The organism is Nocardia sp. NPDC004711 (assembly GCF_053601595.1).
On the sequence record NZ_JBSGCB010000005.1, the window covers coordinates 55,098 to 80,632 of the forward strand.

Annotated in this window: 26 protein-coding genes, 1 tRNA gene and 1 other RNA gene; 14 read left to right on the plus strand and 14 right to left on the minus strand. The window is 67.1% G+C overall.

Going from position 1 to position 25,535, the window contains the following annotated elements:
* Nucleotides 1-236: 236 nt before the first annotated feature.
* From ACWEKS_RS06135 to ACWEKS_RS06150, 4 genes are all read right to left on the minus strand, one after another.
* The gene (locus tag ACWEKS_RS06135) at nucleotides 237-1,073 is read right to left on the minus strand and encodes an SDR family NAD(P)-dependent oxidoreductase (protein ID WP_452339076.1); all 837 of its coding nucleotides are present in this window, start codon (nucleotides 1,071-1,073) and stop codon (nucleotides 237-239) included.
* A gap of 253 nt (nucleotides 1,074-1,326) precedes the next feature.
* Nucleotides 1,327-2,238, minus strand: a complete 912-nt coding sequence (locus ACWEKS_RS06140; protein ID WP_452339077.1) for a serine hydrolase — start codon at nucleotides 2,236-2,238, stop codon at nucleotides 1,327-1,329.
* A gap of 351 nt (nucleotides 2,239-2,589) precedes the next feature.
* On the minus strand, nucleotides 2,590-3,837 hold the full coding sequence (locus ACWEKS_RS06145) for an acyl-CoA dehydrogenase family protein (protein ID WP_452339078.1): 1,248 nt from the start codon (nucleotides 3,835-3,837) through the stop codon (nucleotides 2,590-2,592).
* Nucleotides 3,838-3,864: 27 nt separating this feature from the next.
* A complete protein-coding gene (locus ACWEKS_RS06150; RefSeq protein ID WP_452339079.1) occupies nucleotides 3,865-5,253 on the minus strand; it encodes an acyl-CoA dehydrogenase family protein in 1,389 nt (462 codons plus the stop codon).
* Between the two features lie 234 nt (nucleotides 5,254-5,487).
* On the opposite strand from ACWEKS_RS06150, the gene ACWEKS_RS06155 reads away from it, so the two are divergent.
* Nucleotides 5,488-5,751: a hypothetical protein gene (locus ACWEKS_RS06155; protein WP_452339080.1), complete on the plus strand. Its 264-nt coding sequence runs from the start codon at nucleotides 5,488-5,490 to the stop codon at nucleotides 5,749-5,751.
* Between the two features lie 126 nt (nucleotides 5,752-5,877).
* Nucleotides 5,878-7,341 carry an ArnT family glycosyltransferase gene (locus ACWEKS_RS06160; protein ID WP_452339081.1) on the plus strand — a complete coding sequence of 488 codons (1,464 nt, stop codon included), beginning with the start codon at nucleotides 5,878-5,880 and terminating at the stop codon, nucleotides 7,339-7,341.
* Between the two features lie 20 nt (nucleotides 7,342-7,361).
* On the opposite strand, the gene hisN is transcribed toward ACWEKS_RS06160, so the two are convergent.
* Nucleotides 7,362-8,147 carry a histidinol-phosphatase gene (gene hisN / locus ACWEKS_RS06165; RefSeq protein ID WP_354840545.1) on the minus strand — a complete coding sequence of 262 codons (786 nt, stop codon included), beginning with the start codon at nucleotides 8,145-8,147 and terminating at the stop codon, nucleotides 7,362-7,364.
* Nucleotides 8,148-8,264: 117 nt separating this feature from the next.
* Entirely contained in the window at nucleotides 8,265-8,858 is a 594-nt protein-coding gene (locus tag ACWEKS_RS06170) for an NADPH-dependent FMN reductase (RefSeq protein ID WP_452339082.1), read from the minus strand.
* A gap of 144 nt (nucleotides 8,859-9,002) precedes the next feature.
* Here ACWEKS_RS06170 and ACWEKS_RS06175 point away from each other — a divergent pair, with 144 nt between their 5' ends.
* From ACWEKS_RS06175 to ACWEKS_RS06215, 9 genes are all read left to right on the plus strand, one after another.
* On the plus strand, nucleotides 9,003-9,860 hold the full coding sequence (locus tag ACWEKS_RS06175; protein ID WP_452339083.1) for a helix-turn-helix transcriptional regulator: 858 nt from the start codon (nucleotides 9,003-9,005) through the stop codon (nucleotides 9,858-9,860).
* A 194-nt stretch (nucleotides 9,861-10,054) separates the two neighbouring features.
* The gene (gene prfB, locus ACWEKS_RS06180) at nucleotides 10,055-11,173 is read left to right on the plus strand and encodes a peptide chain release factor 2 (RefSeq protein ID WP_433562604.1); all 1,119 of its coding nucleotides are present in this window, start codon (nucleotides 10,055-10,057) and stop codon (nucleotides 11,171-11,173) included.
* Nucleotides 11,174-11,335: 162 nt separating this feature from the next.
* On the plus strand, nucleotides 11,336-12,199 hold the full coding sequence (locus ACWEKS_RS06185) for a mechanosensitive ion channel family protein (RefSeq protein WP_452339084.1): 864 nt from the start codon (nucleotides 11,336-11,338) through the stop codon (nucleotides 12,197-12,199).
* A 1-nt stretch (nucleotide 12,200) separates the two neighbouring features.
* Complete coding sequence (locus ACWEKS_RS06190) at nucleotides 12,201-12,362, plus strand: hypothetical protein (RefSeq protein ID WP_452339085.1); 162 nt, start codon at nucleotides 12,201-12,203, stop codon at nucleotides 12,360-12,362.
* A 57-nt stretch (nucleotides 12,363-12,419) separates the two neighbouring features.
* A complete protein-coding gene (gene ftsE, locus ACWEKS_RS06195; protein ID WP_354840562.1) occupies nucleotides 12,420-13,109 on the plus strand; it encodes a cell division ATP-binding protein FtsE in 690 nt (229 codons plus the stop codon).
* Entirely contained in the window at nucleotides 13,109-14,014 is a 906-nt protein-coding gene (gene ftsX, locus ACWEKS_RS06200) for a permease-like cell division protein FtsX (protein ID WP_452339086.1), read from the plus strand. Before ftsE ends, ftsX begins: the two co-directional genes overlap by 1 nt.
* A 105-nt stretch (nucleotides 14,015-14,119) precedes the next feature.
* Complete coding sequence (recQ, locus tag ACWEKS_RS06205; protein WP_452339087.1) at nucleotides 14,120-16,261, plus strand: DNA helicase RecQ; 2,142 nt, start codon at nucleotides 14,120-14,122, stop codon at nucleotides 16,259-16,261.
* Between the two features lie 113 nt (nucleotides 16,262-16,374).
* Nucleotides 16,375-16,447, plus strand: a tRNA-Glu gene (locus tag ACWEKS_RS06210).
* A gap of 360 nt (nucleotides 16,448-16,807) precedes the next feature.
* Nucleotides 16,808-17,476, plus strand: coding sequence for a slipin family protein (locus ACWEKS_RS06215; protein WP_452339088.1), 669 nt, complete (start codon nucleotides 16,808-16,810; stop codon nucleotides 17,474-17,476).
* Between the two features lie 66 nt (nucleotides 17,477-17,542).
* Here the strand turns inward: ACWEKS_RS06215 and ACWEKS_RS06220 are convergent, their stop codons facing one another.
* Nucleotides 17,543-17,866, minus strand: coding sequence for a putative quinol monooxygenase (locus ACWEKS_RS06220; protein WP_379437483.1), 324 nt, complete (start codon nucleotides 17,864-17,866; stop codon nucleotides 17,543-17,545).
* Nucleotides 17,867-18,053: 187 nt separating this feature from the next.
* On the opposite strand from ACWEKS_RS06220, the gene smpB reads away from it, so the two are divergent.
* Both smpB and ssrA read left to right on the plus strand, forming a co-directional pair.
* Nucleotides 18,054-18,530 carry an SsrA-binding protein SmpB gene (gene smpB, locus ACWEKS_RS06225; protein ID WP_154787106.1) on the plus strand — a complete coding sequence of 159 codons (477 nt, stop codon included), beginning with the start codon at nucleotides 18,054-18,056 and terminating at the stop codon, nucleotides 18,528-18,530.
* A gap of 114 nt (nucleotides 18,531-18,644) precedes the next feature.
* Nucleotides 18,645-19,017, plus strand: a transfer-messenger RNA (tmRNA) gene (gene ssrA, locus ACWEKS_RS06230).
* An 84-nt stretch (nucleotides 19,018-19,101) separates the two neighbouring features.
* On the opposite strand, the gene ACWEKS_RS06235 is transcribed toward ssrA, so the two are convergent.
* The 3 genes from ACWEKS_RS06235 to ACWEKS_RS06245 form a co-directional block, all read right to left on the minus strand.
* The gene (locus ACWEKS_RS06235; protein WP_452339089.1) at nucleotides 19,102-19,818 is read right to left on the minus strand and encodes a DUF4240 domain-containing protein; all 717 of its coding nucleotides are present in this window, start codon (nucleotides 19,816-19,818) and stop codon (nucleotides 19,102-19,104) included.
* Nucleotides 19,819-20,114: 296 nt separating this feature from the next.
* Nucleotides 20,115-20,567 carry a hypothetical protein gene (locus tag ACWEKS_RS06240; protein ID WP_452339090.1) on the minus strand — a complete coding sequence of 151 codons (453 nt, stop codon included), beginning with the start codon at nucleotides 20,565-20,567 and terminating at the stop codon, nucleotides 20,115-20,117.
* Nucleotides 20,568-20,633: 66 nt separating this feature from the next.
* Nucleotides 20,634-20,846, minus strand: coding sequence for a DUF5302 domain-containing protein (locus ACWEKS_RS06245; RefSeq protein WP_452339091.1), 213 nt, complete (start codon nucleotides 20,844-20,846; stop codon nucleotides 20,634-20,636).
* 135 nt (nucleotides 20,847-20,981) lie between these two features.
* Between ACWEKS_RS06245 and ACWEKS_RS06250 the strand changes: the two genes are divergently transcribed.
* Entirely contained in the window at nucleotides 20,982-21,455 is a 474-nt protein-coding gene (locus ACWEKS_RS06250; RefSeq protein ID WP_452339092.1) for an NUDIX domain-containing protein, read from the plus strand.
* Between the two features lie 46 nt (nucleotides 21,456-21,501).
* On the opposite strand, the gene ACWEKS_RS06255 is transcribed toward ACWEKS_RS06250, so the two are convergent.
* From ACWEKS_RS06255 to ACWEKS_RS06270, 4 genes are all read right to left on the minus strand, one after another.
* Nucleotides 21,502-22,896 carry an alpha/beta hydrolase family protein gene (locus ACWEKS_RS06255; protein ID WP_452339093.1) on the minus strand — a complete coding sequence of 465 codons (1,395 nt, stop codon included), beginning with the start codon at nucleotides 22,894-22,896 and terminating at the stop codon, nucleotides 21,502-21,504.
* 142 nt (nucleotides 22,897-23,038) lie between these two features.
* Entirely contained in the window at nucleotides 23,039-24,091 is a 1,053-nt protein-coding gene (locus ACWEKS_RS06260) for a Rieske 2Fe-2S domain-containing protein (protein ID WP_452339094.1), read from the minus strand.
* 127 nt (nucleotides 24,092-24,218) lie between these two features.
* Nucleotides 24,219-24,908 carry a DUF899 domain-containing protein gene (locus ACWEKS_RS06265; protein WP_452339095.1) on the minus strand — a complete coding sequence of 230 codons (690 nt, stop codon included), beginning with the start codon at nucleotides 24,906-24,908 and terminating at the stop codon, nucleotides 24,219-24,221.
* An 85-nt stretch (nucleotides 24,909-24,993) separates the two neighbouring features.
* On the minus strand, nucleotides 24,994-25,521 hold the full coding sequence (locus ACWEKS_RS06270; RefSeq protein WP_452339096.1) for a phenolic acid decarboxylase: 528 nt from the start codon (nucleotides 25,519-25,521) through the stop codon (nucleotides 24,994-24,996).
* Between the last annotated feature and the right edge of the window lie 14 nt (nucleotides 25,522-25,535).

Sequence of the window (25,535 nt, forward strand, 5' to 3'; positions counted from 1 at the left end):
TCTGAGCGAATGGCCCTACTGTGTTCACCTGTTGATAGCTCGCTCGTAACCCGGGTCGCCCAGGCTGCGGGTTCCCCCTTCCCCGAACCGATGAGGTACCCCCATGGAAATTCTCGCCGCACTCGCCAACATCGTCGCCGCCATGAGCACCGGAAGCGCGTCGCTGGCCGCGCTGTAATCCGGCGCTCACGCGGACAGCCCGCCGACCGATCGGCGGGCTGTTCGCATATCCGGGCTCAGGCCTCGTCGAAGCCGGTGGTCAGGCCCAGGTGGGCGGTGGCGTCCAGCTCAGCGGCGACGATGGCCAGCTTGCCGCGGATGGCGCCGACCGCGTCCGGGCCCAGGGCCAGGCGCAGCGGGGCGTCCGTCTGGCCGACCACCGCGAGGACGGCGGCCGCGGCCTTGCCGGGATCGCCCTGCTGCTGCTGGTCGGAGGCGGGCAGGCCGTCGCGGATGGCGCCCACGGTGCCGGCGTAGTCCGGGATGGCGGAACCGATGGTGAGGGCGGCGGGCTTGGCGAAACCGGTTCGGAATTCCCCGGGTTCGACGATCAGCACCTGGATGCCGAGCGGATTCACCTCGGCGGCAAGGGCTTCACTGGCCAGCTCCAGCGCGCCCTTGGCGGCGCTGTAGGCGCCCACGCCCGCGAAGGACAGGAACCCGCCCATGCTGGTCAGCTGGACGACGGCGCCCGCGTGACGCTCGCGCATCTGGGGGAGGACCAGCTGGGTCAGCCGCAGCGGGCCGAAGAACATGACCTCCATGGCGTCCCGCAGATCGGCCTCGGTGGTCTCCTCGATCGCGCCGACGATGCCGTAGCCCGCATTGTTGACCAGGACGTCGATCCGCCCGGCCTCCTTCACCGCCCGCTCGGCGGCGGCCGGGTCGCGCATGTCCAGGGTCACCACCTGCACCCGGTCCGGGTGCGCGGCAACCACGTCCGCCATCGTCTCGGGGCGGCGCACCGCAGCCACCACCTCGTCCCCGGCGGCCAGCACGGCCTGGGTGAAGGCCGCGCCGAAACCGCTATTGGCTCCGGTGATCAGCCAGCGGCGCGGGTCTTCTGTACTCATGTCGATCCTTTGCTGCGAGATCCGGCTATGCCCCGGGTCGGGGTCGATGACCAGCTTGCCCGTCATTGGCCGGGATGTCATGCGCCGGACCGGAATACGGTTCCGCGACTGAGGGTTCGGGCCGATCCGAACTAATTCTCGCGCTGATCGCCGCAGCATCAGAAGATGAGCGACCTCTTCGACTTCTCCGGCCGGCCGGTCTTCACCGCCATGCGAAACCTGCTGGTGGGCTGACGCTTCCGCTGCCCGGCGTTCAGTGTCCGCCCGAGGCGATCTTCTTCGGATCGATGAACGACTGCAGCGGCGACAGATCCGTATAGGTGTCGAGCAACCCGCGTCCCAGCGTGGCATGCGCCTCCACCACCGGATTCGTGGCCCCGTAGTTGTCCGCGTCCGGCGCCTGATCGGCGAAGAACGAGAACACCATCAGCGGCGCCCCCGCCGCATCGAACATGATCCCGGTATCGTGCCGCTTGTCCTCGGACGCACCGTGTTTGGTGGCGAACCGCGCCCGCTCGTCCGAGGACATGTTCCGCCGGATCCCGTCGGTGTATCCCACCGAGGTCCACGTCATGATTCGCAGCACCGCCTGTGTCGACTCCTTCGACAGCAGCGTCCCCGACGCCAGCCGGAACAGCAGGTCGTTGTTCTCCCGAGCGGTCGTATTCCCCAGGTAGAACCGGCTCTCCCCGGGTAACGGCACCACCCGGGTCTCCTTGAAACCCAGCCGATCCAACGTCGCGTTGACCTGTTCCCCCGACACGAACCGCGACAGCAGCCGCACCGCGGTGTTGTCCGAAACCTGCAACATCGTGGTCAGCAGATTCGCCACCGTGAGCTGATCCCCGAACGCCGCCTGGTTCAAATACAGCCCGCTGCCCTCGGCCACCATGTCGGCATCGAGAGTCGTGGTGTCGGACAGCTTGATCCGCCCCGCATCCACCTCACTCATCAGCGCCGTCATCACCGCCAGCTTCTGCACACTGGCCCCCTCGATGACGAAGTCCGCGTCCTCCTCCACCACCGGAACCGGCTTCCCCGATCCCAAATCGCTGACCAGGCAATGCCACCGCCCGCCGGCCACCTTCGTGATCGCCCGATACTGCGCATCGAATGCCGGCCCCACCAGCGGCACCCCCGCCCGCGCCGTCCCCGCCCGCATCATCCCCCCAGCGACAATAGCGCCGGCCCCCAATAGCATCCGCCTACTGAATCCACGCACCGGCGAAACCTATCCGCGTAAATCACATTTCAGCAACTGCAACGCCGATACTCCCAGCTCGAATCAGAGTATGGCTGCGATAGCCCCGGCCGGCCTGCCATTGTCCGCCCGCCGACCGCGACGTCGGCCGTGAACGTGACGGCCGCGCAAACCCGCACGGGCAGCGCCGACTCCATTCCGGTTATCGGCAGCCTGTGGAAGGCGTTCGTAAACCGACCCGGATCGTGGCGTCCGGAACGAGAAAACCGGTGCGGGCCACGAATGCGGCCCGCACCGGTTTTCTCGGGGGACTTGCTACTTCAGCTTGTCGCTCGACAGCCCCAGCACGCGGCGGGCGACGATGAGCTGCTGGATCTGCTGGGTGCCTTCGAAGATGTCGAGGATCTTCGAGTCGCGGGCCCACTTCTCCAGGAGGGTGCGCTGGGAGTAACCCGTGGTGCCGGCGAGTTCGACGGCCTTGAGGGTGACGTCGGTGCCCATGCGGCCGGCTTTGGCCTTGGACATGGAAGCCTCGAGGGAGTTGGGCTTCTTGTTGTCGGCCATCCACGCGGCGCGCAGCGACAGCAGGTAGGCGGCTTCCCAGTCGGCCTCCAGGCGGAGGAATTCCGCGGCGGCGGCGTGCTGGTTGCTGGCCGGCTTGTCGTAGGAGATCTCGATGCCCGCGTCGGTGAGGACGGTGCGGAGCTCCTCGAGGGCGGCGCGACCGACGCCGACGGCCATGCCGGCGACCAGCGGGCGGGTGTTGTCGAACGTCTGCATGACGCCCGCGAAACCCTTCTCCACATTGACTTCCGGCGAGCCCAGGATGTTGTCCTTGGGGATGCGGCAGTCCTCGAGGCGGAGCTCGGCGGTGTCGGAGGCCTTGATGCCCAGCTTGTGCTCGAGGCGGGACACGGTGAGGCCCTTGGCATCCCGCGGCACCACGAACGACTTGATGGCCGCGCGGCCCAGCGACTTGTCGACGGTCGCCCACACGACGATGTGGGTGGCGCGTGAACCGGCGGTCACGAAGATCTTGGTGCCGTTGAGCACCCACTCGTCGCCGTCGAGCACCGCGGTGGTGGACACGGCCGCGGAGTCGGAACCGAAGGACGGCTCGGTGATGGCCATGGCGGCCCATACCTTGCCGAAACGCGACAGCTGCTCATCGGTGGCGACCGCCGCGATGGCGGCGTTGCCGAGGCCCTGGTAGGGGATCGACAGCATGAGGCCGACATCGCCCCACGAGGTCTCCAGCGCGTTCATCAGCGCGGACATATTGCCGCCGTTGGTGTTTCCGAGCAACTCGGTGGCGTGCGCGTCCTTGGACCCAGCGCCCTCGGTCTTCTCGCCGGCCTTGCGGCCACCGGTGGCGCCGGAGACGTCGGCCGAGCCGGAGTCGGACAGGCCCTCGACCATGGCGGCCATGGTGTCCAGCTCGACCGGGTATTCGTGCTCGGCCAGGTCGTACTTGCGCGACGCGGGACGGAAGATCTCCTGCGCGACCTGGTGGGCCTGGTTGGCGCTGGCCCGCAGCTTCTTGGGGAGTTCGAGATTGATCATGAGGTGTCTCTCCGTTGAGAAGTCGGGTCAGATGAGGACGATGCCTTCGGCCACGCCGACGCCGCGCAGATCGCGGTACCAGCGCTCGACCGGGTGCTCCTTGGTGAAACCGTGGCCGCCGAGCAGCTGCACGCCGTCGAGCCCGATCTGCATGCCCTTGTCGGTGGCCAGCTTCTTGGCCAGCGCGGCCTCACGGGCGAAGGACAGCCCCTGCTCAGCGCGCGACGCACCCCGCAGCGTCACGAGCCGAAGACCGTCCAGCTCGATCGCCATATTGGCGACCATGAACGCGACCGCCTGGCGGTGCGCGATCGGCTCACCGAACGCCTCACGCTCCTTCACGTACGGAATCACGTAGTCCAGCACGGCCTGACCGGTGCCGATGGCCAGCGAGGCCCAGCCCAGCCGGGCCAGCCGCACGGCGTCGGCGTACTCCTCGGCGCGCTGTGCGCCCTCCGAGTCGCCCAGCAGGGCGGTGGCGGGCACGGCCACATTGTTCAGCACCAGCCGGCCCAGGCCCGCGGCGCGCATACCCATGCTCGGGTCCGCCTCGATCACCACACCGTCGGTATCGGACTCCACGATGAAGAAGGTGGGGCGGCCGTCCAGCTCGGCGGCGACGATGAACAGCTCGGCGTCAGCCGCGGCCGGGACCAGGGTCTTCGCGCCGTTGAGGCGGAAACCGCTGGGAGAGCGGGTGGCCTTGGTCCGCAGCGCGAACGGATCGAACAGGGCCTGCGGCTCGGCGACGACGACCGAGGCCTGCGGCACGTTCTCACCCGTGAAGGCGCCCAGGTAGGTCTGCTGCTGCGCGTCGGTACCCCACTGCGACAGCGCGATCGCGACACCGCTCGGCGCCAGGATCGGCAGCGCCAGGCCCATGTCGCCGTACGAAAGCGCCTCGGCCACCAGCGAATTGGTGACCGCGCCCCGCTCGGACGCCGCGCCCTCGAGCTCCTCGGGCACGTTGATCAGGGTGATGCCCAGCTCGGCGGCACGCTCGAGCAGGTCGCGCGGGGCCTTGGCGGAATTGTCGGCCTCGTACGCGGCCGGGCGCAGGATCTCGCCGGCGAAGTCGCGCACCGTCTCGACGATCATCTGCTGCTCGTCGGTCGGGGTGAGGTCGAAGTAGTCCTTCTTGCGAGACTCGTTGGCGGGCAGCCGCTTCGGAGCGCCACCGCCGGCGACCTTCTCGAACACCCGGGTCGCCGCGCCCAGGGTGCGGAACCCGGTCTTGGTGCCCTCGTAGGTGATTCGTTCGATCGGCTTGCGCAGCTTGTACTTCTCCGCCAGCTCCGATCCCGTGATGGTCGTCATGACCCGCATCGCCGCGCCCATCCAGTCTCGTTTGACCGGGTTGAGGCCAACGGCGGAGGTATCCCGCTTCGTTGCGGTGTCTCGAGTGCTCATAATCACCAGTTTTCTATCGAGGAGGTGGGTGATCCTGCCCAGCAATCTTACTCCTGAGTAAGACTATCTTACTTCAGAGTAAGAACTGGCGTCGAGGATTGTCGAATCGGCAGGTCAGGGCGGTCGTTCGAACTTACCGACCGGTATCACTCGGATCTAGTGAAACAAATACGCTTCAGACGTGCCCGAGGTGGGCTAGGGTGTCGGCGCATAACCCGCTCCTGATGGAGGTTCGTACATATGAAGATTGCGCTCGGAACGGCGGGCATCATTGCCGCCGGTCTCTTCCTCGCCGCCCCCAACGCCAGCGCCGACGTGCAGCTGCAGCCGGTCGATGTGGGCATCAGCGGTTCCGGTGTCGGCCTGGGTACCGGATCCGGCGGCACGGGTGGCTGCATCAGCGGTGTCGGCACCGAGATCGGACTCGGTTCGGTCGGTGTTGGCTCCGCTGCCCCCGGCGGCCCGTTCCTCGACCTCGGCTCGGTCTGCGTACCGCTCGGCTGAGAGACAACGGCGTAGCGACGCTGGATAGCTGAGCGTAGCAACGCGCCCGGTGGCGGGACCGCAGCCCGCGCCGGGTACCCCCGGCACCGGTGGCCCGGCCGCCCCGGAGATGCGACGATGCGGGGGATGCGCGAACGGCCGGTCAACGCCTCGGGTGGCGAAACGTACTGGATAGCCGGAATTTTCGCGGTGCTGCTCACCGCGCTCTCCGGACGGTACGGGTACCACCGCGATGAGCTCTACTTTCTGGCCGCGGGAAGGCGATTGGACTGGGGCTATCCCGATCAGCCGCCGCTGGTGCCACTGCTGGCCCGTGCGATGTCGGCCATCGATCCGAATTCCCTACTGCTGCTGCGTCTTCCGGCGACGCTGGCGGCCACCACCGTGGTGATCTGCGCCGGACTCGCCGCCCGCGAACTCGGCGGCGGCCGGGCGGCGCAGGCGGTAGCCGCCGGGACCATGGCGTCGGCGGCCGTGGTGGCCGGGGCCGGGCACACGCTCAGTACGGCGGACATCGATCTCGCGGTGTGGTCGGTACTGATGCTGCTGGTCCTGCATCTCCTGCGGCCGGATGCCGACCCGCGATGGTGGCTCGCGATCGGCGCGCTGGCCGGAATCGGGGTGCAGAACAAGGCCCTGATCGTCGTTCCCCTTGCCGCGCTGGCCTTCTCACTGCTTGTGGTCGGACCGCGAGAAGTGTTTGCCACCAGGTATTTCCCGCTCGCCCTCGGTATCGCGGCGGTGATCAGCGCGCCCTACGTGGTGTGGCAGGCGCGCAACGGCTGGCCGCAGTGGGCGCTGAGCCGGGCCATCGCGGGCGGCTCCTCGGGCAGCTCGAATTCGCGAATCGGGTTCGTGCTCCTGCAATTCGGTCTGATCGGCGTCCTGCTGGTGCCCCTGTGGGCGTTCGGCCTGTGGTGGCTGTGGCGGCGCTACCGGGCCTTCGCCGTCGCCTACGCGATGCTGTTCGTCGGCTACCTGGCCATGGTCGGCAAGGCGTACTACCTCGGCGGGATGTATCCGCTGCTGGTGGCCGCGGGCGCCGCCGGACTGGAGCCGCGGCTGAGCGGGCATCGGATACGGCTTGCCGCACTGACTTTCGTCATCGCCTTGAACGCGGTGTTCTCGGCGGTGGTCTTCCTGCCCGTGCTCCCGATGTCCGCCCTCCGGGACCCGTCGGCTCTGCTCGCGATCAACAAGGAGGCGGGGGAGACCGTCGGCTGGCCGCAATTCACCGCGCAGATCGCCGATGTCCGAGCGCATTCCGCGCCCGACGCCGACCTCCTCACCGCCAACTACGGTGAGGCCGCCGCCCTCGAACACTTCGGCGGACGCTACCACCTGCCGACCCCGCACAGCGTGCACAACGCGTACTGGTGGTGGGGCCCGCCGCCGGGCGCGCACGAGGTGCTCGTCCTCGGCATGCCCGCCGACCGGGTGAGCCGCTTCTGCGTGGACCCGGAACCATTGGGGCACTTGAACAATGGCCTGAACATCCGCAATCTCGAGCAGGGGCGCGCGATCATCCTGTGCCGCACACCCCGCCGCCCCTGGTCCGAGATGTGGCCCGCCATGCGGCAACTCGGCTGAGGCCGGACCTCCGGCCCGGATCAGGCCTGCAGGGCCGCCAGCACCTGGTCCTGCAGATGCGAATTGGTCGCCACCGCGCTCCCGCCGTGCGGTCCCGGCTTGCCGTCCAGCGCCGTGAAGGTGCCGCCCGCCTCGCGAATGAGAATGTCCAGCGCCGCCATATCCCACAGCGACAGTTCGGGTTCGGTGACGATGTCGACCGCGCCCTCGGCCAGCAGCGTGTACCCGAAGAAGTCGCCGTACCCGCGCACCCGCCACACCTCGTCGGTGAGCGCGATGAGCTTGGCCCGGCGCCCGATGGCCCGCCAGCCCGACAGACTCGAGATCGCGAGGCTGGCCGCACCCAGCTCGGCGATCGCCGACACCGAGATGGCCCGAGGCTCACCCTGCTCGAAGCTGCTCCACGCGCCGTGACCGGTCGCCGCCCACCAGCGTCGCGCCAGCGCCGGCGCGCTGACCACGCCCACCACCGGTACGCCGTCCTCGAGCAGCGAGATGAGCGAGGCCCACACCGGCACCCCGCGCACGAAGTTCTTGGTCCCGTCGATCGGGTCGATGACCCACTGCCGGCCGCTGAATTCGACATCCCCGCCGAACTCCTCACCGAGCACCAGATCCCCCGGCCGCTCGACGGCCAGGATCTCCCGCAGCGTCCGCTCGACCGCCAGATCCGCATCCGACACCGGCGTCAGATCCGGCTTGGAATCGATCTTCAAATCGAGCGCCCCGAACCGCTCACGGGTGATCCCATCGGCCGCGTCGGCCAGCTTCAGCGCGAGTTCCAGGTCAGCGGAGTATCCGGTCACGCCCCAGCACGTTAGTCCTCCCCCGTTAACAGGTGGTGTCCCACGTCCCCAACACCGAGTGGCACACCGGTGAGGTGAATTGCCCGTTTTCGTGCTCGCCGGCGTGCCACTCGCCCATCACGCGGGGACGGCGGTGCGGGCGGCGGTGAGGGCGGTTGCCCACCAGCGGAGTTGCTCGAGTAGGTGGGTGGCGGAGTCGTCGAACTCGGTGGGATTGGGCAGGGTGCCGTCGGGGGCGAAGTGCAGGAAGTAGCGGGGGAAGGTGACGGTGGAGCGGACGGTGTGGGCGTTGAGTTCGTTGAATACCGTGCGCAGGGACTCGATGGCCAGCAGGCCGCCGGTGCTGCCGCCGTAGCCGACGAATCCGACCGTTTTGCGATCCCACTGCGTGAAGTGCCAATCGATCGCGGTCTTCAGCGAGGCCGGGAAGCTGCGGTTGATATCGGGCGTGACCACCACGAAGGCGTCGGCGTCGGCCAGTCGCTCGGCCAGCTCGGCGGTATTGCCGGGGCGCACCGGGTTCGGGTCCATGAGCGGCGAGACGGCGGGCAGGGCGTGCGGCAGCGGGTAGTCGGCCAGGTCGATGACATCCACCTCGAACCCGCCGTGGGCGCGGGCTCGCTCGGCGAACCAGTTCGCCACCACCGGTCCGAAGCGGCCCTCGCGGACGCTGCCGATGATCACCGCGAGGCGCAGGGGAGTGCTGGTCATTGTGGGTCTCCTTCGAGATTCGCCGCGACCGGTCGGCCGCTCGAGATCAACTCTGCGAGCCCGGCCGGGCGCTAGGGAGGCCACGCTGAGGGTGGTAGTGGCAGGGACACGATAAGAACCGCGCCCGTTGCTAGCGTCGAATACGTGAGTGAGAACGAGCTGGGCCTGTTCCTGCGGCTACGCCGGGAGGCGGTCACGCCCGCCGAAGTGGGCCTGCCGACGGGTCCGCGCCGTCGCACGCCCGGCCTGCGCCGCGCCGAATTGGCCACGCTCGCAGGAGTTTCCGTCGAGTACCTGACCCGGCTGGAGCAGGGCCGCGACCGGCACCCGTCCGCGCCCGTGCTGATCGCGCTGGCCGACGCGCTGCGATTGACCCCGGCGCAACGGGTGCACCTGCTCAATTTCGCCAAGGCCGGGGATCCGAACTTCAACTGCCGCGGCGGTTCCGGGCCCAACCGCCGCATCCGCCCGGCCGTGCAGGCCATGCTGGATCAGCTCGAACCCGCGCCCGCGGCCATCATGAACCGGCTCAGCGAGATCCTCGCGGTGACCGACGGCTACCGTGCCCTGTTCGGCCCGATCGGCCTGCTCGACGGCGGTCTGCCCGGCAGCTACGCCCGCTACGTCCTGTCGGACCCGCGCGCCCGCGACGCCTACCCGGACTGGGAACACAAGGCCGACAAGGTGGTCGCCACCCTCAAGCAGGGCCCCGGCCGCGCCGATCCCCACGTCGATGCCCTCATGGATGAACTGGCCGCCACCGTCGGCCCCGAATTCACCCGCCGCCTCGACACCCTCCCCGGCCTTCCCGACACCAATGGCGTCGGCCGCCTCACCCACCCCGAGGCGGGTCCCCTGCGCCTGGCCTACGAAACCCTGAACCTCTCCGCCGACGACGACCAATTCCTCATGGTCTACCTCCCGGCCGACGCCGCCACCGCCACGGCCCTGGACCGCCTCGTCGGCCGCCGCCCGGGCGGACTGCGCGCCGTCGCCGGGTGATTTGTCGGAATAGCACCTGGTGGCGGGGTCTTGTCCCGTGCGAGAGGTGACAGCTGATTGCGCAACGGTCGGGGTAACTCACCGGGTACGTCCAAAATCGGGTTGGCTCCCAATCCGCCGGCGCGGGTGCCTAAGTGACTACGGCACTTGGCCGTCCGCTGAAGGCTCGGGGAGGCGGGGTAGCCTTGAACATCGTGCATCCTGACGTCTCCGCTGATCTGGCCGAACTCGACACGACTCTGAAGACCATCGAGTCGGTGCTCGACATCGACGAGCTGGCTCGCCGCATCGACGAGCTGGAGCAGCAGGCGGCCGACCCGGAGCTGTGGAACAACCAGGAACACGCGCAGAGCGTGACCAGTCAGCTCTCCCACGCGCAGAGTGAAATGCGCCGGGTGCGCGACCTCCGCCAGCGGCTCGAGGATCTGCCCGTGCTCTACGAGCTCGCCGAGGCGGAAGAAGGTGCGGATCGCACGGCTGCGCTCGCCGACGCCGATTCGGAGCGGGCCAGCCTGCACGCCGATGTCGAGGCCATGGAGGTCCGGACCCTGCTCTCGGGCGAGTACGACAAGCGTGAGGCGCTGGTCAACATTCGCTCCGGCGCGGGCGGCGTGGACGCCGCGGACTGGGCGCAGATGCTCATGCGCATGTACGTGCGCTGGGCCGAGGGCCACAAGTACGCGGTCGAGATCTACGACACCTCGTATGCGGAGGAGGCGGGCATCAAGTCGGCGACCTTCGCGGTCAAGACGCCCTACGCCTACGGCACGCTCTCGGTGGAAATGGGCACGCACCGCTTGGTCCGCATCAGCCCGTTCGACAACCAGGGCCGCCGCCAGACCTCCTTCGCCGAGGTCGAGGTGCTGCCGGTGGTCGAGACCACCGACCACATCGAGATTCCCGAGAACGAGGTCCGGGTCGACGTCTACCGTTCGTCCGGCCCCGGCGGCCAGTCGGTCAACACCACCGACTCCGCGGTCCGCCTCACCCACATCCCGACCGGCATCGTCGTCACCTGTCAGAACGAGAAATCGCAGCTGCAGAACAAGATTTCGGCCATGCGTGTGCTGCAGGCCAAGCTGCTGGAACGCAAGCGCCAGGAAGAACGCGCCCAGATGGACGCGCTCAAGACCAACGAGGGCGCGTCCTGGGGCAACCAGATGCGCTCCTACGTGCTGCACCCGTACCAGATGGTCAAGGATCTCCGCACTGGTTACGAGGTCAACAACCCCTCCGCCGTGCTCGACGGCGACATCGATGCTTTCATCGAATCCGGCATCCGCTGGCGCATGCGGGAGCAGGCGACAAACTAGCCATTGTTGGCGGCTCACTTCGGTGTTCGCGACCCGCCCCGGTCTGGACTGCGGCTTGATTGACCTCCGCCTTGTCGCGGAAGCGGGAGCGAAGCGGAGGAGCGGAGGAGGGAAGACCGGGGTTACGAGGGCCGCGAACCACCGGAGCGAAGCGGAGGCAAAATGGGCACGATTCTCGCCGCGGGCACCGGAGCCGATTTCGGGAACTGGCTACGGTCCAGCGGTCTCGAGATCGTGCTGCTGGTCGTCGGCGCCATGTTGTTCAGTCGCGCCGCGACCTTCGTGCGCGACCGCATCACTCGCAAGATCGACGCCGGCTTCCGCAGCAGCGATTCGCTGGTGCGCTCCGAGGCGGCCAAGCACCGGCATGCGCTGGCGCAGGTCATCACCTGGGTGGTGCTGTCCATCGTCTACTTCCTGGTGTCGCTGGAAGTATTGCGGCGCTTGGGTTTCGAGCTCGGCGGACTGGTCGCCCCGGCCGCGGTGCTCGGCGCCGCCCTGGGTTTCGGGGCGCAGCGGATCGTGCAGGACCTGCTCGCCGGATTCTTCCTGATCACCGAAAGGCAGTACGGCTTCGGCGATGTCGTGCGCATCGCGGTCACTGGCAATTCGACCGAGGCCGAGGGTACGGTCGAGGACGTCACGCTGCGCATCACGACGCTGCGTAGCGCCGACGGCGAAGTGATAACCGTCCCGAACGGTCAGATCGTGAAAGTGACCAACCTGTCGAAGGATTGGGCGCGCGCCGCCATCGACGTGCCCGTTCCCGCCACCGCCGACATCAACAAGGTCAACGAGATCCTGCGCGAGGTGGGGGCCAAGGCCTTCGCCGATCGCAAGCTCAGAGCACTGCTGCTGGACGAGCCGACCGTCATGGGTGTCGAAGATCTCACCGTCAACCAGATGAACATCAAGATGGTCGCCCGGACGCTGCCGGGCAAACAGTTCGAAGTCGGGCGCGAGCTGCGGGTGCGAGTGGCCGCCGCGTTGCGCCGGGAGGGTCTCAGTGTCGGTGCTGATCAATAGAATGCGTAAGTCCACGGCGATCCTGATGGCCGTGTGGGTAGGAACATTCGTTCTGTATGTCTTCGTCAAGCCCGCCCAACACGAGACCGGCAGCACCCCGCCGATCATGAACACCATGCTCAGCAACTATCTGCCGAACTCTCCCGAGCACGCGGGCCGCTGAGCCCGAGTCCGCGCGGTGTAGTCGGCCGCAGTGGCGTGCTGGCTACACTGGCTCCCCGTGATAACCCTGCGCAACGTCACCAAGTCGTATCAGACCTCGACGCGGCCGGCGCTGGACAATATCTCCGTCGATATCGAAAAAGGCGAGTTCGTCTTCGTTATCGGGCCCTCGGGCTCCGGAAAGTCCACGTTCATGCGGCTGCTGCTCAAGGACGAGAAGCCGACCACCGGTGAGGTGTGGGTCGCCGACTTCCGGGTCGACAGGCTGCCCGGGCGCAAGGTTCCCAAACTGCGCCAGCGCATCGGCTGCGTCTTCCAGGATTTCCGGCTACTGCAGCAGAAGACCGTGGAACAGAACGTGGCCTTCGCGCTGGAAGTGATTGGCAAATCACGAGCATTCATCAATCGCTCGGTGCCCGAGGCGCTCGACATGGTCGGTCTCGCCGGCAAGGCCGACCGGCTGCCGGGTGAGCTCTCCGGCGGTGAACAGCAACGGGTGGCGCTCGCGCGCGCCTTCGTGAACCGGCCGCTGGTATTGCTGGCCGACGAACCGACCGGCAACCTCGACCCGGAGACCAGCCAGGACATCATGACGCTGCTCGAACGCATCAACCGGACCGGAACCACGGTCGTCATGGCCACCCACGACAACACCATCGTCGACGCCATGCGCCGGCGCGTGGTCGAACTCGACCGCGGGCGCATCGTGCGCGACGACGAGATGGGCGTGTACGGGGTGGGCCGGTAATGCGCGCGGGATTCCTGTTCAGCGAGGTCTTCACCGGCCTGCGCCGCAATGTCACCATGACCATCGCCATGATCCTCACCACCGCGGTGTCGCTGACCATGCTGGGCGGCGGTCTGCTGGCGGTCCGCATGGCCGACAAGATCCAGGACTACTACGTCCAGCGCGTCGAGATCCGGTTGTATCTCGACGATCAGGTCTCCAAGACCGATCCGGACTGCACCGGGCAGCCGTGCGCCTCGCTGATGGCGGATCTGAAGAAGCACGACTATGTGGCGAACGTGCAGTTCGTCAACAGCCAGGACGCGGTGAAGGAGGTCAAGGAGACCACCTTCAAGGATCAGCCCGGGCTCGCTGACGAGGTGAGCAAGGACGGGCTGCCCTCCTCGTTCCGGGTGAAGCTCGACGATGTCACCCAATACCGGTCCATCTATGACGACTTCTCCAAGCGGCCCGGCGTCATGACCGTGCTCAATGACATGGACATCGTGGATCGGCTGGTCAGCTTCTTCGTCGGACTGCGCAATGCGGCCTTCGGTTTGGCGGCGCTGCAGGCGCTGGCCGCGCTGCTGCTGATCGCCAATATGGTTCAGGTGGCGGCGCTGGCCCGCAAGACCGAGGTCGGCATCATGCGGCTGGTCGGTGCGACGCGGTGGTACACGCAGCTGCCGTTCCTGCTGGAGGCGGTGCTGGCCGCGCTGGTGGGGTCGGTGCTGGCGGTGGGCGGTCTGTTCGTCGCGCAACCGCTGGTGATCAACCGGGCGCTGGGGTCGCTGTTCAACGACCAGGTGCTGCCGCGGATCACGGGCGACGACATCGCGGCCGTCGCGATGATCGTCACGCCGATCGGTGTCGGATTCGCCGCTCTCACGGCATATGCCGCGCTCCGGTACTACGTCCGCGAGTGAGTGCCACGCTCTTCCCGAGGCTTGTCAACTCGCAGAGGGTGCGAAGTTCGGGCCATTGGCCCCAACGGCATTCCGGTGTCGGGCGGTGTCCGTAGGATTGCGGGCGTGAGTGCGCCGGAGGTCGAGACCGTAGTCGGAAACCTGGATGACGCCGGAAGTGATCCGGCGCACCAGGTGCTGCGAAAGACGTTCGGGTACGACAGTTTTCGCGGACCGCAGCGGGACATCGTCGACCAGGTGATCGCCGGCGGCGACGCCCTGGTGCTCATGCCCACCGGTGGTGGCAAATCGCTGTGCTATCAGATTCCGGCGCTGGTGCGCCCGGGCGTGGGCGTGGTGATCTCACCACTCATCGCGCTCATGCAGGACCAGGTGGACGCGCTCAATGCCGTCGGCGTGCGCGCCGGATTCCTGAACTCCACCCAGTTCCCCGACGAACGGCGCACGGTCGAGGCGCAATTCGTGGCGGGTGAGCTGGATGTGCTCTACCTCGCACCGGAGCGGCTGCGGCTGGAGTCCACCGCGCAGTTGCTGGATCGGGGCAAGATCTCGGTCTTCGCCATCGACGAGGCGCACTGTGTCTCGCAGTGGGGCCACGACTTCCGGCCCGACTATCTGGGCCTGTCGATGGTGCACGAGCGCTGGCCGGACGTGCCGCGCATCGCGCTCACCGCCACCGCGACCGAGGCCACCCGCAAGGAGATCGCCGAGCGGCTGGACCTCACCCGCGCCAAGCACTTCGTGGCCAGTTTCGACCGGCCCAATATCCAGTACCGGATCGAGGCCAAGAATCGGCCCGAACACCAGCTGCTCGCGTTCATCCAGACCGAGCACGCCGGCGATGCGGGCATCGTCTACTGCCTCTCGCGCAATTCCGTCGAGAAGACCGCGGCCTTCCTGACCGCCAATGGCGTGGAAGCCGTGCCGTACCACGCGGGGCTGGACAATCGCACCCGCGCGGCCAACCAGGCGCGGTTCCTGCGCGAGGACGGGCTCGTGGTGGTCGCCACCATCGCCTTCGGCATGGGCATCGACAAGCCGGACGTGCGCTTCGTCGCACACCTGGATCTGCCCAAGTCGGTCGAGGGCTACTACCAGGAGACCGGCCGTGCCGGGCGTGACGGGCAGCCGTCCACCGCGTGGATGGTGTACGGCCTCAGTGACGTTGTGCAGCAACGGAAGATGATCGACTCCTCCGACGGCGACGCCATGCACCGGCGCCAGCTGCAACTGCACCTGGATGCCATGCTCGCGCTCTGCGAAACCGTGCAGTGCCGCCGCGTCCAGCTGCTGGCCTACTTCGGTCAGCAGGGTGAGCGCTGTGGCAACTGCGACACCTGCCTCAACGCGCCGGAGGCGTGGGACGGCACCGTGCCCGCCCAGAAGGTGCTCTCCACCGTGCTGCGGCTCAAACGCGAACGCGGTCAGAGCTTCGGCGCGGGCCACATCGTGGACATCCTGATCGGCAAGCGCAATCCCAAGGTGGAGCAGCACGCCCACCACGAGCTGAAGGTGTTCGGCATCGGCACCGAGCTGCGCGACATCGAGTGGCGCGGCGTCGTACGTCAGCTGCTGGCCCAGGGTCTGCTCGCCGTGCACGGCGACTACGGTGTGCTCACCCTCACCGACGCCAGCAACCAGGTGCTGTTCGAGAAGCGCCAGGTCATGTTCCGGCGTGAGCCCGAACGCGCCAAGGCTGCCCGAACCGCCAAGCCCGCCAAGGCATCCCGCCTGGCCGCCGGCGACCTGAGCCAGTCCGACACCGACCTGTTCGAAAAGCTCCGCGCCTGGCGTGCGGCCACCGCCAAGGAGCAGGGCGTCCCCGCCTACGTGGTCTTCCACGACGCCACCCTCCGCGAGATCGCCACCCGCAAACCCGCCACCCTGTCCGACCTCGCGGGTATCTCCGGCATCGGGGAGAACAAGCGCGCCAAATACGGTGAGGGCGTGCTGGAAGTGATCGCCGCCGGCGGTTCGGGCACCGAAACATCAAGCTCCGCACCGGCTTCCGGTTCCGCCGTCGCCACGCCGAGCGGCCGGTCGGCGGCCTCGTCCCAGGGATCTCGGTCCGCGGCCTCGAGTGCGAGCCCACAATCGGCGCCCCCTGAGCGGCGCTCCTCGCGGTTCGGCGCCGCGCCGGCCGCTGCGCCGAAACCGAGCCCGGCCACCGTCACCCCCGCCGACGAGATCCCCTGGCCCGACGAAGCGCCACCGGACTTCGACGAGCTCCCGCCCGACTACCAGTGACCGGTGTCCGGAAATGACCTCGCGCACGTCCATTAGCAGGCGATTTGGTTGCTGGGCGGCGGCACGATAAGCTTTCGGAGCTGCCGCGGTCCACGGATCGCAGCGAGCGACCTGGTCCCGTCGTCTAGCGGCCTAGGACGCCGCCCTCTCAAGGCGGTAGCGCGGGTTCAAATCCCGTCGGGACTACTGAGAAAGGCCCTTCAGTGAATACTGAAGGGCCTTTCTGTATTTCGCGTCTCATCCACGCCCGAAAATCATTGGCGTGCACCGCGATACCGTGGCTACCGTGGGTCCCGGTCGTTCGAGGGGTGCCCCGGAATCTCCGGATCGTATTCCCCGTTCGAGAGCGGCCACGTCATTCAGGTTGGCGCAGAACAAATCTGCCGGGGTTCGATTCCCTTCACCGGTACGCCTCGCCCGGTCGGGTGCGGTGCCGTGGCCCTGCGGGCTCCCCGACTTCGGTCGGGGGACGCCCCCGCCGCGGTCCCGTGACCGGGCGAGGCGTGTCCGGTCACGCCGAAACCACTGTGGGGGAAGGAGATACGCATGTTCACGACGGTCATGGAATACAAGACGGTCATGGAATACCAGCGCACGCTGCGATTCGAGGACGGCACCCTGCGGGAGGTTCTCGGCCCCGGCCGGCACCGCTACAACAAGGAGCGCTGCACCCTGGTCACGGTCGATATGCGCCCGCGTCTGCTGCAGGTCGGCGGCCAGGAGCTGCTGACCCGCGACGGTCTGTCGCTGCGCGTCAGCTTCGTCGGCGACTGGGTGGTCACCGATCCGGTGACCTTCACCACCGGAGCCCAGTCCGCGGAGACGGTGCTCTACACGACCGTCCAGGAGGTCGCTCGCGATCTCGTGGCCGCGCACACCCTCGACGAACTGGTCGCCGACCGCACCCGGCTCGGCGCGGGCACCGAGCGCGTGGCGGCCGCCGTCGAACGTCTCGGCATTCGCGTCGAGAGCCTGCGCGCCAAGGACCTCATGCTCCCGGGCGAGCTCCGTAAGGCCGCGCTCGAAACGGTGCTGGCGCGCGAACGTGGCCGCGCCGAACTCGAGCGCGCCCGCGCCGAGGCTGCCGCCCTGCGCTCGCTGGCCAATACCGCGAAGCTCCTGGCGGACAACCCGGTCCTGCTGCGCCTGCGGACCCTGCAGGTCGCGGCCGCTCCGGGTACCAAGGTGGTCCTCGACTCGCGGGAGAATGTCTGAGCAGTACGGGCAGCGAGAGGCACGACACCGCCCCGGCCGGAACATCCCGTTCCGGCCGGGGCCGGTTCAGGCCAGCGCGGTCGTATGGTTCTGCTCCCACACCTGGATGTGCGGCCCGAACTCGCTGAGGAAAGCCTGCACGTGCGGAGTCGAGCCGTGAGCGTCGAGCGCCTGGCGTGAATCCCAGTGCTCGAAGCACAGGAACAGTGACGGGTCGTCCTGGTCGCGGTAGAACTCGTAGGTGTGGCAGCCCGGTTCGGCGAGGGTGGGCGCGGTCAGCGTCAGCATCGCCTGCGCGACCCGGTCGGCTGCCACGGGATCGACCTTGATGCGGATGAAAGCCGTATGCACGGAAGTCCTTTCGAGGAGAGTCGCTGTGAACTGGCTCACGCCAGCAGTGTTCTCATGACTAACACCGGGCCCGCCGGGATGGGCTGGGCGCGTCCCGGCCACCGGAACAAGACGCCGGCCGGCGTGGTTGAACAACGAGGCCCGATTCCGGCACCGTGCGGGTTCGGGCCGGAGCATCCGTAAGCTGGTTGGGCACTCCGGGCAGCGACGGGACGATAGAGGAGACATGAAGGAAAAGGGGCGCAAGGTCATCGCCAGCAACAAGAAGGCGCGGCACAACTACGCGATCCTCGAGACCTACGAGGCCGGGGTCGCGCTGGTCGGTACCGAGGTGAAGAGCCTGCGTGAGGGCAAAGCCTCGCTGGTCGACGCCTACGCCTCCATCGACGACGGCGAGGTGTGGCTGCGCGGCCTGCACGTACCCGAGTACGGGCACGGCACCTGGACCAACCACGCGCCGCGCCGCACCCGAAAGTTGCTGCTGCACCGCCGCGAGATCGACAAGCTGCTCGGCAAGACCAAGGAGTCGAGCCTGACCCTGGTCCCGCTGTCGATGTACTTCTCCGACGGCAAGGTCAAGGTCGAACTGGCCCTCGCCAAGGGCAAGCAGGACTACGACAAGCGCCAGGACCTGGCCCGACGCGACGCCGAACGCGAGGTCACCCGCGAACTCGGCCGCCGCATCAAGGGCATGCGCGGCTGACCCCCGGGACCCCCGGCTGACGGCGCGTTAATGGAATGAACCAAGGTTTGTTCGGTGTTAGGATAGGTAGCCCGGTGAGAGCCGGGTAGTTCATCTGAATCGGTGAACACAGACGGGGCTGAACGGTTTCGACTGCGTACGTTGATTCAGGGGAAGCGTGTCGGTGCAGGCAGGAGACCACCGTATAAGCGTCGCTGTAACCCTATAAGCGCCGATTCTCATCAGCGCGACTACGCTCTCGCTGCCTAAGCAACGAAGCGTGTCTGTCAGCCCGGGTTCGCCCTCGACCCGGTCCCTGGCATCAGCTAGAGGGCTCTACCGTCCGACGCGGTCGCGGCGCCGGACGGGACATCCAACAGCGACTGGGATCGTCATCTCGGCTTGTTCGCGTGACCGAGAGATCCGAGCAGAGGCATAGCGAACTGCACACGGAGAAGCCCTGAAGATGCGGCGGAGGACCCGGGTTCGATTCCCGGCAGCTCCACTGACGGAGGCGAGTGCTCATGGCGAGCACTCGCCTTTTTCGTTCCGCGTGCCTGTGACGGTGCCACGCGTGGTCGCCGTTCGCCGTCTACGAATCCCGGTGGAGGTAGAGGGCGGCGAGCCGGGGGAGTCGCTGCAGCATCTGCTCGTGGTCGGAGAAATCGAACGGCTCGCCCATGTCGGGGAAGTCGAGGTCCTCATCGGTTGCCGTCATCGGCTCGCTGTCCGGGGCGGTGGCCTGGAACTGTTGCCATGCTGCGGTGAAGGTGTCCTCGCCCGTACCTCGTTCGTACGCGGTCATGGCTGCGTAGAGGACGGTTTCGTCGGCTATCGCGTCTTGGTCGTATTCTGCGGCTGCGGCGATCACGACCGGATGGTCGGCCAGGTTGTCGGGGTTGGCGTCTACCTTGGCGGTCCAGTCTTTGCCGAGCGCGATGATGCCGGCGCGGAAGTCTTCGAACCCATCGTCTGAGCAACCGTCGCCGATCAGGTATGCGGCGGCCCACACGTCCCAGCGGTAAAGGGCGTCATGGATATTGAGGAAGTGGTCCTGGTATTCGAGGATTTCATTCGGGGCGAGGTCCGCCAGGTGATCGACCAACGCTTCGGCGAACGGTGCACGGTCGGTGCCGGCGGCGTCGATGATGCGCCAGAACGAATCGCTATTCACGAATGACACTGTGTCAGAGTGGCAACTATGAATGCGAGCATCCGCGGGGTATCGGGTCTGCTGCGTCGGCTGCAGGATGACGGGCAGGACCTCGCGGCCGTACATGCCACGGCTGAAGGCTTCTTGGACCAGCATTATGCCGCGCCGTACGAACTATGCCTGGTCCTGGCGGCATTGGTCGAGTGCTCGGCGGATCTGCTGACTGCCGAGGACATTCGGGATGCGATCACGAGCGATCCTCGGTGGGGCACTGCGGCGGACCGGAGTCGACTCGTGGCACAGCTTCGCGAACTCGCCTCGGATGTGTACTCATCCACGCGGGAGGACGCACTGGCGATCCTGAGTGCCCTCGGAACACCGGGTTGACGCCTGACCGCGCCGGGCCACGACTGCTTCGACCGCAAAGGTCGAGCCGTGCAGCGCTATCCAACTCACGTGAATACGGGCTGAACCGACCACAGGATGACGAACGCGAGCATGCAGATCGCGCTGGTGATGTGGTCGCGAAGAATGAGGCGGGCCAGGCGGGACTGTTCGGGGAGCGGATCCGCGCGGGAGCCCAGCCGGACCGCGTTGGGGACGGTGCGCAGGGCAGCCGGGGCTATCGCCGCGAGCGCCAGTACGAGCGCGAGCAGGGAGGCCCAGAGAGGGTGGTGGCCGCGGAGCAGTTGGAAGACCAGGCCCGCCAACAGGACCACCATGACCAGGGCGATCAGGGTGCTCATCGGGCGGGACGTGGTGGTGGCCCGGCGGTAGTAGGCGGCGATGGAATCGATTACCTCGGTGGGTAATTCGGGTTCCGCGCGGTAACGCAGCACTTGGCTGTCGAAGATCAAATCCATCCAGAGGACGGCCAGCAGGAATCCTCCGCACGCGGTGAGCATGGATGGATGCTAGCGACAGCGAAGGCCCGGTCCACTCGGATCGGGCCTTCGCCGTTCGTTGCTGGATCAGCCGCCCGCTCGGCGGCGGAAGGTGCGTTTGCCGCCTGCCTGAGCGTGGGTGCCGCGCACCTTGGCGGAGTGTTGGGCGGAACCGCCTGTGGAGGCGTGGCCATTCTTTCGGTCGAGTGCTTCCCGGAACTTCCGTTTGGTCGCCTCCTCCGGCGACTCGATAGCATCACCCGCGAGTAGCTCGGCTGGGACTTCTTGTTCGTCGGCCATGGGCCCAGCCTATCGTTGCGTTTCGTCTCTGGCGTGTTGCCGAGCGCGAGCGGATCATGCTCACCATGGCGCTCGGCGAGACCGAGCGCAGATCTTATTGTGTTCGTGGGAGGTTCGGCCCGAACCGGAGGCCACATGAGCAGGATGTATCTGTGCTGTGACATCGATGGCGATGCTCACCTGGTGCCCGACAATGAACTGGTCCAACGGACGTCCGCTTACCTCGTAGCGCTTTGCGACAATGCCGTGCTGCTGGTTCGAGATGGCACCGGGCAGAAGGGGAGATGGGATCTTCCCGGTGGTGGTCTCGAGCCCGGCGAGGAGCGTCTGGATGCTCTCGATCGGGAACTGCTGGAGGAGACGGGACTTCGCCTGGCAGGTGAGCCCGCTTATCTTTGCGAATTCGTCGAATACTTCTATGACCTTCAGTCCCGGCGAGGTTGGGAGTCGACGCGGTGCTATTACGTCGGCGGTGTAGTGGGAACCGTGCGTCCGCACGGCAATGATGTTGATGTTGCTGCCTGCCAATATGTTTCGCTCCCGCTGTCCGCAGCCGAAGTTGGGGCGGTGGCACGGAAGATGACGCAATTGGCGCTTTTGTCTGGTTGATCAGGGAGGTTCCGGGGCGATGCTCGGATTGCGGTGGTGAGCCGGCTCATCGGCTGAACAATTGCCAGTGCAGGGCCCAGGGTACGAATGCCATTGCAGTTGCGAGCAGTAGTAGCGTCTGTCGGCGTAGTGGTGCGTGCATCTGGGCTCGCGCGCGCCATGCCGACAGGGCCAGGATGGCTGCGGTTACGGGGACTGCCAATGCCAGTCCGTGGAGTAGGAGCCAGGGCAGTGGCTGGCCGAGGGTGAAGGCTGTCTGCGGTAGCTTGCCACCTATGGCCAGGATTCCTACGACGTAGATCACGGTGCCCAGGGTGGCCAGCAGTCCGATGGCGGATACTGCTCGAGCTGCCCGGCGTGGTCCGCGACGGGCTTCGGATGGACTGCGTCGCCGTATCATCCGGCCGAGGGCGGCGAGTGGGTAGGTGGCGAAGCCGAGCAGTAGGGCAGCCAGTGCTGCGTACTCGAGACCGGGGTGGGCGCCTGGTGCGCGGCTGGCCGGCTGCCGGGGTGGGGTGGCGGCGCTGGTGGGTGGTGCTTGATCGGCGGCTACCGCGTGGATCCAGTCGGTTATGACGTCGGTGTAGCCGGGGTCGAGTTCACCGAGCGGTTTGCCCTCGAAGAGCTCGCCGCCGACGCTGTCGAAGCCGTTGGTGGTGCGATGGCCGTTGTGGCCGGCATCCGGGATGAAGCGTGTTGTCACCGAGTGATTTCCGGCGACTGCCAGTTCGCGTTGGAAGATCGCCGCGCTCTCGCCGCTCGGCACCTTCACATCGTGGTCACCCCACAGCGCCAACACGGGCACTCGCACTTGCCGCAGAGCGGGCGCCGGGTCGTAGTCCGCTTCCGGGAACGCGCCGAGTCCGTCGACCACAGCAGCGCCGGGGCCGCTCACTGCCTCCGGCAGGTGGCCGGAAACGCCGTTGTGCCGCAGGAGATTCGAGAGATACCAGGTTTGGGTGCGCAAGGGTGTCAGTCCGGACCCGCCGATGGTGACCACGAAATCGACCGTCGACGAGCGGGACGCCGCGAGTGTCGCCACCCAGCCGCCCTCGCTGAACCCCCACAGGCCGACGTGAGCGGCATCCACATCGGGCCGATCGCGCAGCAGTCGCACCCCGGCGAGCGCATCGTCGGCCAGTACCGAGAAGTCCCGGTGGCCGGTCGAGTATCCGACGGTGCGTTTGTCCACAACCAGCGTGGTGATGCCCGCACGCGCGAAAGCTGCGGCCTCGGGATGGTATTCGGCCCGAGGCCCCGGCCCCGATCCGCCGATGAGCACGATCCCCGGATGCGGCCCGGCACCCGTGGGCCGGTAGACCGCACCGTGCAGCGTCACCCCGTCGCTGTCGAAGGCCACCTGCTCCTGCTCGGGATCGGCTGGTCCGGGTTGCGCTTCGGCCTTACCACCACCGATTCCGAAGCACAGCAGGACAAGCATCGCGACCATCATCACTCGCACACCGGAAACATAGGGACGTCAACCACTTCCGGGCATCGCACCACGGTACTGACGCTCCTCATCCCTCGGTACTGGACGGAGCGGGCCTTCTCGTTTCTTCGGGCCGGTAGCGGGCTGACTTCTAGTGGAGAGTTTCCAGGTCGCGGGTGGTGCCGGGCAGCGCCAGATCTTCCAGGGCCTGAGGGGATTGGGGCGGGTAGAACTGGGCGTACCAGCGGCGGAGGGACTTGATGCCCTTCTCGTGGGGGAGGAGGACGGGGCGGGGGCGGTGGATTTTGTGGTCCCAGATGGCCAGTTCTTCGCGGACCTCGCCGAAGGCGACCAGGCGGAGGGCGAGTTTGAGAACTGGGGCGGCGAAGGGGAATCCGGGGCGGCGGCGGATGTAGTAGAGCATGCGGAGTTCGCTGGTGGTGTCGTCGATGGGGGTGGTGAGGGCGACGGCGGTCATGGTGATCAGTGCGCCGGTGGTGCGGACGACCATGACACCGGGGCCGTACATGAAGACGTCGAAGCTGTTGTCGACCGGGTAGCCGAGGACGGGTTTGCAGAAGCGGGTGTGGATTTCGGCGAAGGGGCCGTCGGGGATGAGTTCCTGGACAGGGGGCTCGCTCTGGCCGTGGATGTGGTGGAAGTGGGATTCGTCGACGATGTTCTCGCGCATCTCCTGGATGTGGATGCGCGATTGCAGGACATCGTCGATGGGGCGGGCGAAGGCGCGATCGGTGGCCTCGGGGATCTCGGGCACTTCCCACAGCGGTTCGCCGGCACCGGAATAGACGAAGATCAGCCCGCTGTGCTCGCGCACCGGGAAACCACCCAGCGTCACCCGCGGCGGGCGGGGCGTGAAAGGCGCTGAGGCGCAGGCACCGTCGGCGTCGAAACGCCAGCCGTGGAACGGGCACTCCACCTGCCCGTCCACCACCCGGCCCCCGGCCCCGAGATGGGCGCCGTAATGCGGGCAGTGCGCGTCGCGGACGGTGGCCCGGCCATCGCTGCCCCGGAAGGCGATCAGCGCGCGACCGAAGTAATGCAGATTCACGATCTTTCCGGACCGGAGGTGCTTGCTGCGCAACACCGCATACCAGCCCTCGGGCACCGTCGGCATCGGATAGTGGTCGGCGCGCGGATCGCGCGCCAGCTCGGACAGGCCCGAACGATCACGTCGAAGGAACACGCCGCAAACCCTAACTGGAACCTGTTACAAAACAATGAACGGAACCGTCGGTTTGCTATGAATCGTGTTGGACGGGAACGCAACTCGATTCGTGATCGGCCGGGTACTCGTTATTCCATTGGCGGGCTCAGGGATTCGGGTTGCCGTAGGTGGCGGCGATGTCTTTGGAGCTGGGCCAGCGGTTGTAGGTGGGGGACTGGGGCCAGCCGGTGGGGACGTCTTGCCAGTCTTCCTGGCGGCCGTAGGGGAGGAGGTCGATGAGGGGGAAGGTGTGGGTCAGTTGTTCGACGCCGCGGCCGCTGGTGTGCCAGGTGCGGTAGACGGTGTCGCCGTCGCGGAGGAAGACGTTGACGCCGAAGCCGCCGCCGGGTGGGGCGTCGATGTCCGCGCCGAATGGGCTGTTGGCCGTGGAGTACCAGGACATCTGGTTGCCGACGCGGCGCTTGTAGGCGAGGGCCTCGTCGATCGGGCCCTGGGTGACGATGACGAAGCGGGCGTCGTAGAGGTCCAGGAATTCCAAACGGGTGAACTGCGCTGTGAATCCGGTGCAACCGGGGCATTGCCATTCCGCGCCCGGGAACCACATGTGGCTGTAGATGATCAATTGGGACTTGCCGCCGAATATGTCGGCCAGGCGGACCGGGCCGTCCTCGCCTTCCAGGATGTAGTCGGGCAGTTCGACCATCGGCAGGCGGCGACGCTGGGCGGCGATGGCGTCGAGCTCGCGGGTCGCGGCCTTCTCACGGATACGCAGTGCTTCGAGTTCGGTCCGCCAGGTGTCGATGTCGACGACGGGCGGCAGCGGGTTGGTGCTCACAGGATCCTCCCTCACCGGGTTCACAGAGTGCGTGTTGTAGGCATGGACGCCGCGGGCGCGCAGAACTCATCGGTGCCCCGTCGAATCAGTTGGTGCGATTCGCGTAATCGAGGGGGAGTTTGGCCGGTGGGCAGTCGATGACGGTGTCGTCGTCGGGTTCCCGGGTTTCGAGGTAGGTGATGCGACCGGTGGAGGCGACCAGGGTTTGCGGGTAGGTCGGGCCCTGGTCGCGGTCGGCGATGATCTGCGGGATGTCGTCCTCGTAGTGGCCCACGGTGCTCTCGGGAAAGTCGAGCATCCACTGCGGATAGCAGATCGTCGTATGCACCCGGCGCTCGCGGAGCCAGACGATGAGCACGGTGACCGCCCCGGTCGGCTCCACCCAGGCGATTTTGTACATATCGCCGCTGAGCTGGATCATCTTGGCCGGTTGCGCCGTGGACCAGCGCCCGAACATCGGTCCCATCAGGCAGCGGAAGGCGACAGTCTGCGAATTGCGCACGTACAGGTCGAACTTCCAGCCGTTCTCGTACGCATAGATCAGATGTCGCCCGACGATTCCCGACAGGTCACCGGCCAGGGCCGGTGCGGCTGCGGCATCCTCGGCGCTCATCGCTAACTCCTCTC